Origin of the sequence: Halomonas borealis (assembly GCF_004798905.1) — a bacterium.
GTDB lineage: Bacteria > Pseudomonadota > Gammaproteobacteria > Pseudomonadales > Halomonadaceae > Halomonas > Halomonas borealis.
The window spans coordinates 86,322-100,408 of record NZ_SDMO01000012.1 but is presented as its reverse complement, the minus strand read 5'-3'; the positions used below and the strand labels follow the sequence as shown (position 1 = coordinate 100,408).

Genomic DNA, 14,087 nt, shown 5'->3' with positions numbered 1-14,087 from the left:
GGACACAGCGAGACGCTATCGGAATACCCAGACTTTAGGATGAACTCATTGAATAGACGCCTTCGGATCACTAAGGTGATTTAGTATACGAGATGCACATTGCGGGCGATTGCTCACCACCGGAACTCCGACACCATGGCCACGATCATTCCCTCGCTCACCACCATCGCCCGCATGACGCGTGGAGAGCGCCGCTTTGGTCGTCGCCTGGAGAGCCTGCTGGAAGAGGACTACCTCGTCTGGTACGACATTCCGCTAGGGCGACGGCGCCGCTACCCCGACTTCATCATCTTGCACCCGGCGCGCGGCCTGCTGTTTCTCGAGGTCAAGGACTGGAAGATCGAGACCCTCCGTTCGATCACTCCGGACAGCGTCGTGATCGATACCCAGGAGGGCCGCAAGACGGTTAGTAACCCGCTGGCCCAGGCCCGCCAGTGCGCCTTCGCTGCCATCGATCAGTTGAAGCGTGACCCTCAGCTCACTCAGTCCGATGCGCGCTACCAGGGCAAGCTCTGCTTTCCCTACGGGCACGGCGTGGTGCTGCCCAACATCACACGTAAGCAGTGGAATCGGGCCGTTCCGGGGGCCGAGCAGGAAACGCTGCTGCCGGCACAGCGCGTCATCTGCAAGGATGAGATGCAAACGACAACCGACCCGGAAGCCTTCCAGCAGCGGCTCTGGGACATGTTCGAGTATCGGTTTGGTGAGAAGCTCAGCGTTCCGCAGATCGACCGGATTCGCTGGCAGCTGTTCCCGGAGGTACGCATCGATGCGCCTACGCAAGATCTCTTCGGTGACGATGCCAGCGAGGAGGACGCGTCGTCCGAGCCTCTCGTTCCAGACATCGTTCGCGTCATGGACTTGCACCAGGAGCAGCTGGCGAGAAGCATGGGCGATGGCCATCGGGTCATCCATGGCGTCGCCGGCTCCGGCAAGACCCTGATTCTCGGATATCGCTGCCTGCATCTGGCACGCGCCATCTGCAAACCGATCCTAGTGCTGTGCTTCAACATTACTCTGGCCGCTCGCCTGCGCAGTTTCATCGCCGAAAAAGGACTCACCGAAAAGGTCAAGGTTCACCATTTCCATGAGTGGTGCGGCCTGCAGCTGAAGACTTACCACGTCGACACGCTGCCGGGGAACCGGCCTGTCTGGGAACGTCAGGTGGAAAGCGTCATCCAGGCCGTCGATGCGGCACTCATTCCCCGGGCGCAGTACGGTGCAGTGATGATCGACGAGGGCCACGACTTCGAGCAGGCCTGGCTCAAGCTGGTGGTGCAGATGATCGATCCGCACATCAACTCACTGCTGCTACTCTACGACGATGCCCAGTCCATCTATCAGAAGAGTTCACTCAAGTTTCCGCTCTCCTCGGCCGGAGTGCAGGCACGTGGGCGCACCACGATTCTCAAACTGAACTATCGCAATACCCGGGAAATTCTCTCCTTTGCCTACGATTTTGCCCGGGATTTCCTGGAGGCCCAGGACGCCGACGAGGACCATATTCCGCTGATCACCCCGGAAGTCGCCGGAGTGAGCGGACCCAAGCCCGCCTTTCGATGCTTCAGCAGCGCCCATGATGAGGCACGTTACTTGGTGCGCTGCATCCAGACATGGCGTGACCAGGGCAGCGAGTTGAACAGTATCGCGGTGGTATATACCGGCAATGCTCAGGGACGATTCTTTCACGAGGTCCTGCGGGAAGCCGGCATCCCCAATCGATGCCTTCAGCAATCCGCCGACAAGCGCCGTTACGATCCACACGCCGATGAGGTAGTGCTGTTAAGCCGTCAGAGCAGCAAGGGGTTAGAGTTCGACACCGTGCTGCTGTGTGGGCTCGGGGCGTTGAGCAACGACGAGGAACAACAATTCCAGGAAGCGCGTCTGCTCTACGTCGGCATGACCCGCGCCCACCGTCGCCTGCTGGTGACGAGCTGCCAGACGAACTGGTACACACGGCGGCTGACGGAGCTCGCCTCGGCCTGAGCGAAGCCGTCAGATTCGGCCCGAAATCGGGCGTGTAGACAGGTACAGTCGAGTACAGCGGAAGGAAGGGAGAAACGTGCTGTAACTCGTTGATAGTTGGTGGGCCCAGTAGGACTTGAACCTACGACCAAGGGATTATGAGTCCCCTGCTCTAACCAACTGAGCTATAGGCCCTTATCAGCGGCTGCGTATGATAGCGAAAGCCGCCGGCCGAGGCCAGCGGCTGTCCGCGTCGAATGTAGCATCGGCGAATCACACCATCCCAAGCACAGTGTAGGGCGCTTCACAGGCATGACGCTCATCGCGCTCGCTCACGCTGCCAAGCGTAAGGTTGCGGTCGTTGTCGTAGGCGACGAACAGTCGCTCGCGGTCGAGCACTGCCAGGCCTTCGGCCTTGTGCTCGAATTCCAGCGGCTCGCCCTCGGGGGTGGTCACCAGCCGTGGGATCTCGCCGTCGCGGAACTCCTCCAGGCTCAGCTCCCACAGATAACCGCCAATGCGCTCCTCGCCGCCCTCTTCAACTTCGAAGCTTGTGAGCAGGTAGAGCCGGGCATGGTAGGGATCGTACTCCAGGCTCGAGAGCCCACACTCGAAGCGCACGCCATCCTGTTCGTGGGGCACGAAGCGGAAGTGCTCGCGCAGGGCGTCGACGAACTCGATGTTGCCGCCGTCGGTGATCTGGTAATGCGCGCCGACCACGCGGCTCACGTAGTCGAAATCATCATGGGCATTGCCCTGCTCGCGCACGCCGAACAGCAGCAGGCCGTCGCCGCGGTCACCGGGCACGGTGGCCAGCCCCTCGAGCTTGTAATAGGGACAGCCGATGGCCGCATCGAGCTTGCGGCGCAACTCCAGCGAGCCCTCCACGCCGTCGCGCGGGTCGGGGTCCACCACCTGCACCGCCCCGGGTTCGCCGAGCGGCCAGATCAGCAGATGATTGTAGTCGTTCAGCGCGTGGCTCTCATCATCGATGCGGTCGAAGCCGGTCACCGCCAGCACGTGGCGACCATCGGTGGTCAACGCGAAGTCCTCGTACTTCACCGCCTGCTGGAGCCGAGCGGCGGTGAGGTACTCAAGCCGGGTGTCATCGGGGCCTTCAGACGTCAACGGCAGAGCGAAGACCGCCGAGCGCGACTCACCAGGCACTGGCTTGTCGCTAGCCAACAGCAGCCTCTCACCATCGTAGAGTACGGCGGAGATCTCGGCGTTAACGATCTCGCCGTGCTCGTCACGCAGGCCGGCGGGGAAACAATGGATGATGCCTTGCTGAAGGATACGGGCTTGGGCCATAGGACAGCCTCCATGGTGGGAATGCGACGCTCACCCAGCCTAATACAGCCGCCGGGCCTCGCGCGACGGCATTGATCCGACGCGACCATGGCGCGCCCCTGTTATCTCTCGGGTTAGCCCTGGCTAGCCGTTGCCCCTCCTGATTCGACCAGAATTACGAATAAGAACCTTTCTTATTATTTGCAACGTTGGCTATACTCGCCACGCTTCATGCAATTTACATCCATTATCATAATCATTCAGGGGATACATGAACCCACGTCATCTGGCCGCCAGCCTCGCGGCCCTGACCGGCGCCCTCTCCGGCCCGGCATTCGCCCAGACCACCGGTGAGACCGACATTCAGGACACCATGGTGGTGGTCGGCTCGCGCACCCCCACCGAGATCAGTCGAATTCCCGGCGCCGTCTGGGTCGTCGACCAGCAGCAGCTACAGGAACAGTTGGGCACCGGCGCCGACCTGAAAACTGCCCTGGGCAAGCTGGTACCCGGCCTGGACCTGGCACCCCAGGGCCGCACCAACTACGGCCAGAACATGCGCGGGCGCAGCGTGCAGGTGCTGATCGACGGCGTGTCGCTGAACAGCTCACGGGGCCTATCACGCCAGTTCGATGCCATCGATCCGTTCAATATCGAGCGCGTCGAGGTGCTATCGGGGGCCAGCAGCCTGTATGGCGGTGGCGCCACCGGGGGCTTGATCAACATCATCACCAAGAAGGGTGACCAGGACGGCATCCACATGGCCACCGAGGCCGGCATGACGACCGGCTTCAACGACCCCGATGACCTGGACTATCGCCTGGCCCAGTCGGTGAGCGGCGGCAACGAGACCGTACGAGGCCGCCTCGCCGTGGCCTACCAGGACAACGGACGCCACTTCGATGCGAACGGCGACGCAATCTTCCCCGACATCGCCCAGACCGACCTGCAGGACAACCGTAGCATCGACGTCATGGGCAGCCTCGACGTGCAGTTGACCGAGCAGCAGACCCTGCAGCTCGGCGCCCAGCTGTACCGATCCGGCTACGAGGGGGAGCGCGGGGTCTACTTCCCGAACCTGGACGCCACCAACCCCGACCTGAAAGACGCCGAGATCCGCGATGGCTACGCCTCCGACCGCGACCCGGCCACCGACCGCAAGATGCTCAACCTGCAGTATCACCACGCCGACCTGCTCGGCCAGGACTTCTACCTGCAGGCCTTCCACCGTGAGGAAGACGCCAACTTCCAGGCCTTCCCCTACCCGGTGACCGGCGGTTCGGAGTTCCGCGCCTCCCAGCAGAACACCGACCTCTCGGGCCTCAAGGCGCTGTTCGATGCCGACCTCACCGACACCCTGTCGCTGAGCTATGGCCTGGACCTGGACCGCGAGACCTTCGACGCCAACCAGATGATCTTCGACAAGGCCGTCTCCGATGCCACCGGCGGCTTGGTCCAGCAGGAGGGCGGCGTGGAACCGCGCTATCCTGGCTACCGAGTCGATGGCATTTCGGCCTTCACCCAAGGGGAATGGCAGGCCACCGATGGGCTGCAGCTCTCCGCCGGGGTACGTCGCCAGCATATGGACGTCGAGATCGAGGATTTCCAGGGCATCCCCGGCGGCGAGAACGACTATGACGCCACCCTGATCAACGCCGGCGCCCTCTACGACTACGGCAATGGCCACCAGAACTGGCTGCAGTTCAGCCAGGGCTTCGAGCTACCCGACCCGGCCAAGTACTACGGCAAGAGCGCCGAGGTCAGCGTCGATCAGAACCCGCTGTCCGCCATCAAGACCGACCAGGTCGAGCTGGGCTGGCGCTACAACAGCGGCGCCTGGGTGACCCAGGCGGCGCTCTACTACGCCTGGTCCGACAAGGCCGTGGAGAACGCCGAAGATCTCAGCGTCAGCGTGGTCGAGGAGAAGAAACGCGACTACGGCTTCGAGGGCGCCGTGACTCGCTACTTCGATGGTGGCCTCGAGGCCGGCACGACCCTGCACCTGGTACGTTCCGAGCAGGAGAACGCCGACGGCGAATGGGAGAAACGCGATGCCCGCTACGCCTCGCTATCCTCCGCCACCGCCTTCCTCGGCTGGCAGGATCCCCGCGGCGAGCGCGCGGCACGCTTGCAGGCCAACCATGCCTTCGACCTAGAGGATGACAACGACCGCCGGATCGACGGCTTCACCACCCTGGACCTGAACCTCCGCCAGGCCCTGCCGGTCGGGGAGATCAGCCTCGGCGTCGCCAACCTGCTCGACGAGGACTACTCCACCGTCTGGGGGCAACGCGCCGCGATGTTCTATTCCCCCCGCTACGGTCCGGAATACCTCTACGACTATCAGGGTCGCGGCCGTACCTACACCCTGAACTGGTCGATGGACTACTAAGGAAAACACGCCTTTATTGCTGCGCCCGACGGCCCACAGGGACGTGGGAAGGGGAAAGCCGGAAATGGGAAGTACGTTGGTTCGTCCGGAACGAGCCTAGCGATCTTGGCTCGCGACATGAATCAGCGCTTCCTGGCTCTATACGACAACGGATGGCTCTCGCCCCACACCACGCCCACCCTCGGTGGGCGCTGTCGTTTTCCCGCCGCCATTTTGATAACGATTACCATTTAATATAACATGCCAACGTTTCCTTCGCCGGTGAACGTGCCATGACTCTCGCGCTGTCGCAGCTCTATATCGGCCCCCTGCAGCATCTGCCGCCCCCACAGGTCACGACGACGCCCACGGCCGACAGCATCCCCGCCCGCCGGCTGCTCGACCCGACCTACCTGGATGCACTATTCGATCGCTTCGGGGCCCAGTACGGCCACGGCGATCGCCGGGCGGTCGCCTCGCTGTGGTCGAAGTGGCATCTCAGTACGCTCTGCGCCCATGGCCTGGCGGCCAACCTGCTGCTCGAACGCGACCTGCCGCTGGGGCTGGACGAGCTACGCCTCGACCAATCGCCGGAGGGACAGACCACCGGGCTCCACCTGAACCATGCGGGCCGGCCGCTCGGCGATCTCGACGGCCTGACCCGCTTCGCGACGCTGCTCGACGGCCATCTGACGCCGTTGATCGAGGCCCTGGCCTCGGCCACCGGGGCCTCGCCCAAGGTCTTCTGGAGCAACGCCGGCAACTACTTCGAATACTTCGCCAGCGCCCTGCCGAGCCACCCCATGGCCTCGCCCCATGGCGCCGAAGAGGCCCACCGGCTGATGGCCAGCCGCCACCTGGCCGATGGGCGACGCAACCCCCTGCATCGTCCGGTGCGCTATGTCGAGCCCACCACCCCCGAATCGCCGAGCCGCATCCGGCGGCTGTGCTGCATCCGCTACCTGATCGACGAGCTCGACTACTGCGGCAACTGCCCACTGGAATGCCGACACGGTGCCAAGGGTGCGAAAGCCACCAACGCCGAGCCAGTCCAGGAAGCAAGGCGGGCCACCTCATGAACGCCGCCTCCGCGGTGCGCCAGCACACCGCCCGCGACCTGCAGGCCTACGGGCGACGCTACGGCATCGAATACCGCGTGCCCACGCTGCACGCCCGAGCCGAAGAACCGGTGGTACGCGGCGAGGTCCACGAAATGGCGTTGGGTCAGGGCATGGAGCTAGTGGCCTCGAACGTGGAGGTGCTGCATCGCTACGACTCCCGCTCTCGGGTGCCCTCGCCGCTGTCGATCGTGGTCATGCTGGAGGGCCGGGCCGAGGTCCGTCTGGCGGACCGCACCCTGGCCCTGACGCCGGGCACGGCGCTAAGCGTGCGGCTCGACAGCCGCCATGGCCTAGAGGCCACCCAGCCAGCCGGGCAACGCATTCGCGCCCTGACCCTGGGCCTCAGCGAGGCGCGCCTGGCCGAACTGGGCGCGGCATCCGCGAGCGACGAGGGCTCGCGGATGCATGCCTGGCAGCCACCGGCGCCGCTGCTCCAGGGGCTCGAACAAGCCCTGGTCGCGCCGCTGCCCAGCCGCGCCCAGGGCCTGCTGATGGAGGGCCTCGGCCTGCAGCTGCTGGCCCACGGCCTGCCGCTGGCGATGGCCCCGGAACCCGGCCCGCCGGCCCGCCTACCCCCGGGGGAATACCAACGCCTGGAACGGGTACGCGCCACGCTAGAGAAGACACCGGCCGCCGAGCATCGCCTGGAGACCCTGGCCCGGCTGGCCGCCATGAGCCCCGCCAGCCTGCGCCGCAAGTTCCCGGCCGCCTTCGGCCGCAGCGTCTTCGACTACCTGCGCGACTGCCGGCTGAGCCTCGCCCACGATTACCTGTGCCATGGCTACAGCGTGCAGCAGGCCGCCCACTTCTGTGGCTATCGCCACGCCTCCAACTTCGCCACCGCCTTCCGCCGCCGCTACGGCGTAGCGCCGAGTTCCCTGCATCACCATGCCTGAGCGCCGCGCATAGACGAGTGAGCGCCGCGCATACCTCGGCCCACCCCATAAAAAGTAATAATTCTCATTGCCTGGCGACACCCATTCACACCAAGGACCCCCTCATGCCGACCCCTCGCCCCCTGGCGCTGGCGGTAGCGCTCGCCGCCGCCGGCACCAGCCTGAACGCGCTCGCCGAGCCAGCCACGTCTCTGGATACCGTGACCGTCACCGGCCAGGCCGCCACCAAGACCGAGACACCGTTCAACGAGACGCCCCAGGCCACCTCACGGGTGGAACGCGAGGAATGGGAGCAGAAGGGAGCCGAGACGGTGCAGCGGGCGCTCGACTACACGCCCGGTGCTTTCACCGACCAGATCGGCTCGTCCAATCGCTACGACTACATCGTCCTGCGCGGCTTCACCGATGGCAGCGTGAGCAACACCTTCCTCGACGGCCTCAAGGTGATGGGCGATGCCGGCACCTTCTCCTCGCTCAAGATCGACCCTTACATGCTGGAGTCCATGGAAGTGGTCAAGGGGCCGGCCTCGGTACTCTACGGTCGCGCCTCTCCGGGAGGCCTGGTCGCGCTGACCAGCAAGCGCCCGGCATTCACCGACGAGGTCACGGGTGAGGTCACAGCCGGGTATGGCAACCGAGATCAATACCATACGGGCTTCGATGTCACCGGCAGCCTCGGCGAGAGTCAGCGCGCCGCCTACCGCCTCACCGGCATCACCCGCGGGCAGGACACCCAGTTCGCGCCGGTCGAGGAAGAAAGTTATGCCATCGCGCCGAGCGTCACCTGGGACATCACGGATCAAACCACGCTGAACCTCAACGCCTATCTCTCCCGTGAGCCCGAGGGCGGCTATCACGCCGGCATGCCTTATGAGGGCGCGGTGTCCAGCCGCTTCGGCCGCCGCATCGACAACGACACCTTCGAGGGCGAGCCCGGCCACGATGTCTTCGAGCGCGACCAGAACCTGCTGGGCTACGAACTCGAGCACCGTTTCACCGACCACCTGAGCGCCCGCCAGAAGGTGCGCTACCTGGAGTCGGACGTCGCCATCGAGCAGGCCTACGTCACCGGCTATGCCACCGACACCGAGATGAACCGTGGCTACCTCGAGGGCGAGGAGAGCCTCGAGGCCTGGACCGTCGATCACCAGCTCGAATATCGCCTCGAGGCCGGCGACGTGAACCACCAGTTGCTGTTCGGTGCCGACTACCAGTACCGCCAGACCGACACCGAAGACGCCTACGGGGCCCTGACCCCGATCGACGTCTTCGACCCTGAGTACGGAGCGACTCCCACCGGCGTCACCACCTATTTCGAACGGGACCGCGAGCTCGAGCAGATCGGCACTTACTTCCAGGACCAGATCCACTGGGGCCACTGGCATGCCATGCTCGGCGCGCGCCATGACTGGGTGGAGATCGATAACGTCGGCAAGCTGAGCGGCGACGAGAACTCCCGGGAAGACACCCAGTTCAGCGGTCGCGCCGGGTTGCTCTACCGCTTCGACAACGGTGTCTCACCCTTCATCAATTACACCACCTCGTTCTCGCCCAACAGCCTCTCGAAGGCCGACGGCACCATCCTGGAGCCGACGGAAGGCGAGCAGGTCGAGGCCGGGATCAAGGTCCAGCCGACCGGCACGGCCGACCAGTACAGCCTGACGGCCTTCCATATCACCCAGGAAAACGTGGCCACCAAGGAAAACCCCGCGGCCGAATACGAGACCATCGGCGAGATCCAGTCCCAGGGCATCGAGCTGGAAGCGCGCGTCCAACTGACGCAAGACCTCAGCATGCATGCGGGCTACGCCTACACCGATGCCACCTTCGAGGAGACCGACAACGGTTACGAAGGCAACCGGGTCAACCAGGTGCCGAAACAGACCGCCACCCTGTGGGGCTTCTATGAGGCCTCCAGCGGCCCGCTACGCGGCCTGGATGCCGGCCTTGGCGTGCGCCATTACACCGAGAGCTACGCCGACCGCGACAACACCCGCGAAGTGCCGAGCTACACCCTGCTCGACGGCATGATCGGCTATGACTTCGGCCAGATGGGAATGGAAGGCGTGACCGCCAAGCTCAACGTCAACAACCTGCTCGACAAGGACTACGTGGCCTCCTGCTATAGCCTCGACTACTGCTACTTCGGTGCCGAACGCAGCGTGAAGGCCACCGTCAGCTACGACTTCTGATCCCACCGAGTCTCCCCCATGACGCACACCGGCGGCCCGAAGGCCGCCGGTGTTTGCTTATCCAGACAGGATGAGTTCCCCCTCTCCGTGAATCGCCATGGGCCTCAGGGCGACACGACGCATCATTCGCCCACTGCCGGGGACGCTGCGACCATCCAAGTCCAGAGCGTTCGCCCCATCATCAAGGCGCTTGGCGATCCACTCGCCTTGAAGCAACAGGCCCGCAGCCCCCCAACTCGACTTCATGCCATGAACCACTGATAATCGAGGGTTTTTCACGCTGAGCCGGTCGCAAGGGAATTGCCATGTCGATCATTAACCGCAAGACGACCTTCTGGCGTCGCTGCCTGGCCGACACCGTCTTCGAAGCCGGGTGCCGGCCACAGCAGAAACACGGGCTGATTGCCCAGCCCATGAGCTGTCGCGAGCGCGGTATTGTTGAAACCCTTCCGCCACCCCCCAAGCACACTCGGCTTGCCGGGGCCGATCGGCAGCCATCCACGCGTACGGAGCCTCAGGCGCTAACCCTGTTCCCCGAAGCCTGGGTACTGAAGCACGACCACGGCCTGACCAGCACTCGCCATGGAGATGAAGCGGGCTCGTCGCCCATGTGGCTGCCCTTCGCTCTGCCGGTCTTGCTCGATCGCCACAGCCGGCGGCTATGGCCCGCGGCACAACCCTATATCCCGCGCGACCTGCTGGCACCGGACTGGGAGAGCTCCGATCAGCCGATTATGGCACTGCTACACGACCATGATACCTTTCGCAGCGCCCATCCGTTCGCCCCCGCTCCGCCCGTGACATTGCCAGAGCCTTGCACGGCTGCACCTGGCTCGCCGGAGTTCCAACGGCAACTGGAGGAGGTCGAAAAAGCCCATCGAACCGCCTGGTCGAGCGCCATGGCCTACCTGGACGCGCTGCGCGAAGCCGCCTGTGCCACCCACCGTTCGGCCCTGGAATCCGGCGCGCTGATACCTCTCGCCGAGGTGCCCACCGGCGGCGGGGCCTGCTTCCTGAGCAGTGACGCGCTGTCGGATGCAGCCATCCGCCAGCAGGTGCGCGTCTTCGACGAATTGCTCGATCATACGACGGAGGCACCGGCGCTTTACCGGCGTTTTGCCGCCGATGCGCCGGCCGACGAACGGCCCCTCCTCGATGACCTCCAGGGGTTCGGCCAGCGTTTGGCCCATTCCACCGGCCGACACCCCCTCGCCGAGGCCCAGCGCCACGCCATGAACCACCTGGTGCTGGGCACCGGCGACGGCGAGATGCTGGCGATCAACGGCCCGCCCGGTACCGGCAAAACCACGCTGCTGCTCTCCATCGTGGCCAACCTCTGGACCCAGGCAGCACGGGAGGCAGCCAGACGCCCACCGATCATCGTCGGCGCCAGCGCCACCAACCAGGCCGTGACCAATATCATCGCCGCCTTCCACAAGGACTTCGACGCCGGCTCCGGCCCGCTGGCCGGGCGCTGGCTACCCGACTCGCTGGTATGGAGCTACGGCACCTATCGCCCCAGCACCAGGGCGCTGCGACGGGCCAAGCAGCAGGCCACCCAGGCGATGCAGGACCACAGCGCTCCCATGTACTTTCAAGAACTGCTCGAGCGTCTGACCGACCGCGAGCGGCTGGCGACCGCCATGGCCGAATACAACAGCCATGGCGGCGCCTGGATTAGCACGGTCCCCGACCTCGGAAACAGCGAGACGCTGCACGACCTTGAGCCCAGTGCCACCACCCGCTACCTCGTCGATGCCCTGCACCAAGATATCTGCCAGCGCAGCCAGGCCATTGATGCGCTCCGCGCCACCCTGGAAACCCTTCCCGCTTTGCATCAGGCGTGCCAGGACACTGACCAAGCGTTGGCCCACTCCCGGCAGGCAGTCGAGTCCGAGCAGGTTCAGCAGGCGCAGGCGCGCCAGACACTCGAGGCGCTCGGTCATACCCGCGACGGCCTCACTCAGGCACTGGCCCAGGCACCGAGCTGGCTATCGCTGTTCGACTTTCTTCCCCCCGTCAGGCGCAAGCTCGAAGCGGTAGTGCTCAGCAGCGAAGCCGTGGAGGCCGCCACTCTACACGAACGGCTGGCGGCCACGGGCAAGGCGGCAGGCCAGCGTGGGCGCCTTGAGGCGGTCATGACACGACTCGACGCCGACATCATCGCTGCCACCCAAGCCGTTCGGGATACCGAGACGCGCCACGCCGCCTGCCGGGCGGAGGTGGAGCAACAGCGCCGGCACCACGCCGAGCTGCATGCCCGGCTCGATCGGTGCTGGCAACAACTGGACGAGCACTTCGAGGCCGACTCGCCGGTCGGCATCCTCCTCGGGCATCGCGACTGGAGCGCCCGGGCGGATGAGCTGGTGGCCAGCGCCGACGCAGCCCTGGAGCCCACTCAGCGCTTCACGCTATTCCGTCTGGCCACCCACTACTGGGAGGGACGCGCCTTGCTCGAGGCCGAAGAGCTGCTGGCGCTGGATCACGACCAACTCAAGCGACTGAAGCAGATTCCCGCCGGCGGCGGCTGGCACCCCAAGCCCGGGGAACTGGAACGCGTGCTGGGCCTGTACGCCATGGTGGCACCAGCCATCGTCTCGACGTTCAGCGCCCTGCCCTCGCTGTTTCAGGTCTATCGCGGCGGGCGCCAGACGCTGGCCTTCGGCCTGGCCGATCTGCTGATCGTCGACGAGGCCGGCCAGGTCAGTCCCGAGGTCGCCGCACCCGGTTTCGCACTGGCCAAGCGCGCACTAGTGGTGGGCGACACCCAGCAGATCGCCCCGGTAGCTACCCTCGGCGAGACCCTGGAGCGCCAGAACTTGGCCGAGAGTCGGCTTATCACCGCCACCGACGACGATGCAGGCGTGGCAGCTATCAACACCCTGGGGCAGGGGCCGACGCAGGGATCGGTGATGTACATCGCCCAGCAGGCCTGTGCCTACCACTACCTGCGACGGCAACGAGGTACCACGGGCGGTCCGCCCGGCATGTTCCTCGATGAGCACCGTCGCTGCTTCGATGAAATCATCGACTATTGCAACGCGCTCTGCTACGAGGGCTTGCTGACCCCGAAGCGCGGCGCCGCGCAGGCCCCTCTGCAGACCGACGCAGCCCCAGGCCCCGAGAGTGGCGACCGGCCGACCTTACGCCTGGCGCAGCTCCAGCCGCTGAGCTACTGGCACATCGATGGCCAGTGCCAGATGCATGGCACCTCCCGTGTCAACGAGACGGAAGCGCTGGCGATCAGCCAATGGATCGCCGAGCACGCCGAGGCCATGGTCGCCCGCTACCAGGAGGGCGAAAGGCCGGTGGCGCTCTCCTCGCTCGTCGCCGTGGTGACGCCCTTCAAGGCTCAGGCCGAGGCGATCAAGCGGCAGCTGCGACAGACCCTGGGCGAGGAGGCGGCCAGCCAGCTGACCGTCGGCACGGTGCATTCGCTGCAGGGGGCCGAGCGGCGCGTGGTGCTGTTCTCCGGCGTCTACGCGGGGACGGTCGACGGTCGCTTCATCGACCGGTCCCGCTCGATGCTCAACGTGGCCGTCTCCCGCGCCAAGGATCACTTCATTTTCGTCGGTGACATGCACCTGCTGGGACGCCAGCCGGACAGCAGCCCGCGGGGCCTGCTCTATCGCTACTTGACCCGCCACCCGGGCGGCGATATTCCGATGGCCTTCACGCCCCGGATAGATGACACGGATGCCTCGACAATCGAGGTCATCTTCGAGCACGCCGATCATGACGCTCTGATGTTTGCCGCCATCGCCAACGCCCGTCAGCAGATATGCATCTTGTCGCCCTGGGTTCTGCAACGCGAGCTCGAGCGCGCCGAGCTAGTGCAGGCGCTCGAGGCGCTGCGCCGACGGACCGGTGCCACTTCCCGGCAGATACCGGTTCGCATCTACCTCGACGAGGTGTTTAGCAGCGCCAAGTGGAAGGACCGGCGACTCGGCTTTCACGACTACCTGCAGGCCTTTGCCGATCGCTACGGCGTCACCTTCCGCCTGTGTCGACACCTGCATGCCAAGATGCTGCTGGTCGATCAGGACCTGTACGCGTGCGGCTCGCTCAACTGGCTCTCGGCCGACCGCAATGGCGCCTACCGGATGCTGGAAAGCAGCAGCGTGGTGCGTGGCCCCCAGGCGCGGCCGCTGATCTCCCGCGCCTCCGAGACTCTCGCCACCTTGCGCGACAGTTCCCCCACCATCACCGCCAGCGATTCGGTGTCCGCGCCCTGAACTCCCTCATCGCCTCG

7 protein-coding genes and 1 tRNA gene are annotated in these 14,087 nt (G+C 65.1%); 6 read left to right on the top strand and 2 right to left on the bottom strand.

Annotation, left to right across the window (positions count from 1 at the left end; translation table 11 throughout):
* Window positions 1–135 precede the first annotated feature (135 nt).
* Window positions 136–1,986, top strand: a complete 1,851-nt coding sequence (locus ETC07_RS12330) for a 3'-5' exonuclease (protein ID WP_136248820.1) — start codon at window positions 136–138, stop codon at window positions 1,984–1,986.
* 97 nt (window positions 1,987–2,083) lie between these two features.
* Here the strand turns inward: ETC07_RS12330 and ETC07_RS12325 are convergent.
* Together ETC07_RS12325 and ETC07_RS12320 are read right to left on the bottom strand one after the other, a co-directional pair.
* Window positions 2,084–2,160, bottom strand: a tRNA-Ile gene (locus tag ETC07_RS12325).
* Between the two features lie 78 nt (window positions 2,161–2,238).
* Window positions 2,239–3,276 carry a hypothetical protein gene (locus tag ETC07_RS12320; RefSeq protein WP_136248819.1) on the bottom strand — a complete coding sequence of 346 codons (1,038 nt, stop codon included), beginning with the start codon at window positions 3,274–3,276 and terminating at the stop codon, window positions 2,239–2,241.
* A gap of 250 nt (window positions 3,277–3,526) precedes the next feature.
* Between ETC07_RS12320 and ETC07_RS12315 the strand changes: the two genes are divergently transcribed.
* From ETC07_RS12315 to ETC07_RS12295, 5 genes are all read left to right on the top strand, one after another.
* On the top strand, window positions 3,527–5,647 hold the full coding sequence (locus ETC07_RS12315; protein ID WP_136248818.1) for a TonB-dependent receptor: 2,121 nt from the start codon (window positions 3,527–3,529) through the stop codon (window positions 5,645–5,647).
* 272 nt (window positions 5,648–5,919) lie between these two features.
* Window positions 5,920–6,705: a siderophore-iron reductase FhuF gene (fhuF, locus tag ETC07_RS12310; protein WP_136248817.1), complete on the top strand. Its 786-nt coding sequence runs from the start codon at window positions 5,920–5,922 to the stop codon at window positions 6,703–6,705.
* Window positions 6,702–7,643: a helix-turn-helix transcriptional regulator gene (locus tag ETC07_RS12305; protein ID WP_136248816.1), complete on the top strand. Its 942-nt coding sequence runs from the start codon at window positions 6,702–6,704 to the stop codon at window positions 7,641–7,643. Before fhuF ends, ETC07_RS12305 begins: the two co-directional genes overlap by 4 nt.
* Before the next feature lie 104 nt (window positions 7,644–7,747).
* Window positions 7,748–9,835, top strand: coding sequence for a TonB-dependent siderophore receptor (locus tag ETC07_RS12300; RefSeq protein ID WP_136248815.1), 2,088 nt, complete (start codon window positions 7,748–7,750; stop codon window positions 9,833–9,835).
* Between the two features lie 305 nt (window positions 9,836–10,140).
* Window positions 10,141–14,070: an AAA domain-containing protein gene (locus ETC07_RS12295; RefSeq protein ID WP_136248814.1), complete on the top strand. Its 3,930-nt coding sequence runs from the start codon at window positions 10,141–10,143 to the stop codon at window positions 14,068–14,070.
* Window positions 14,071–14,087 lie beyond the last annotated feature (17 nt).

Coding starts and splice junctions, on each gene's coding strand:
- ETC07_RS12300 (WP_136248815.1), top strand. CDS start 7,748: ATGCCGACCCCTCGCCCCCTGGCGCTGGCGGTAGCGCTCGCCGCCGCC.
- fhuF (WP_136248817.1), top strand. CDS start 5,920: ATGACTCTCGCGCTGTCGCAGCTCTATATCGGCCCCCTGCAGCATCTG.
- ETC07_RS12315 (WP_136248818.1), top strand. CDS start 3,527: ATGAACCCACGTCATCTGGCCGCCAGCCTCGCGGCCCTGACCGGCGCC.
- ETC07_RS12295 (WP_136248814.1), top strand. CDS start 10,141: ATGTCGATCATTAACCGCAAGACGACCTTCTGGCGTCGCTGCCTGGCC.
- ETC07_RS12330 (WP_136248820.1), top strand. CDS start 136: ATGGCCACGATCATTCCCTCGCTCACCACCATCGCCCGCATGACGCGT.
- ETC07_RS12320 (WP_136248819.1), bottom strand. CDS start 3,276: ATGGCCCAAGCCCGTATCCTTCAGCAAGGCATCATCCATTGTTTCCCC.
- ETC07_RS12305 (WP_136248816.1), top strand. CDS start 6,702: ATGAACGCCGCCTCCGCGGTGCGCCAGCACACCGCCCGCGACCTGCAG.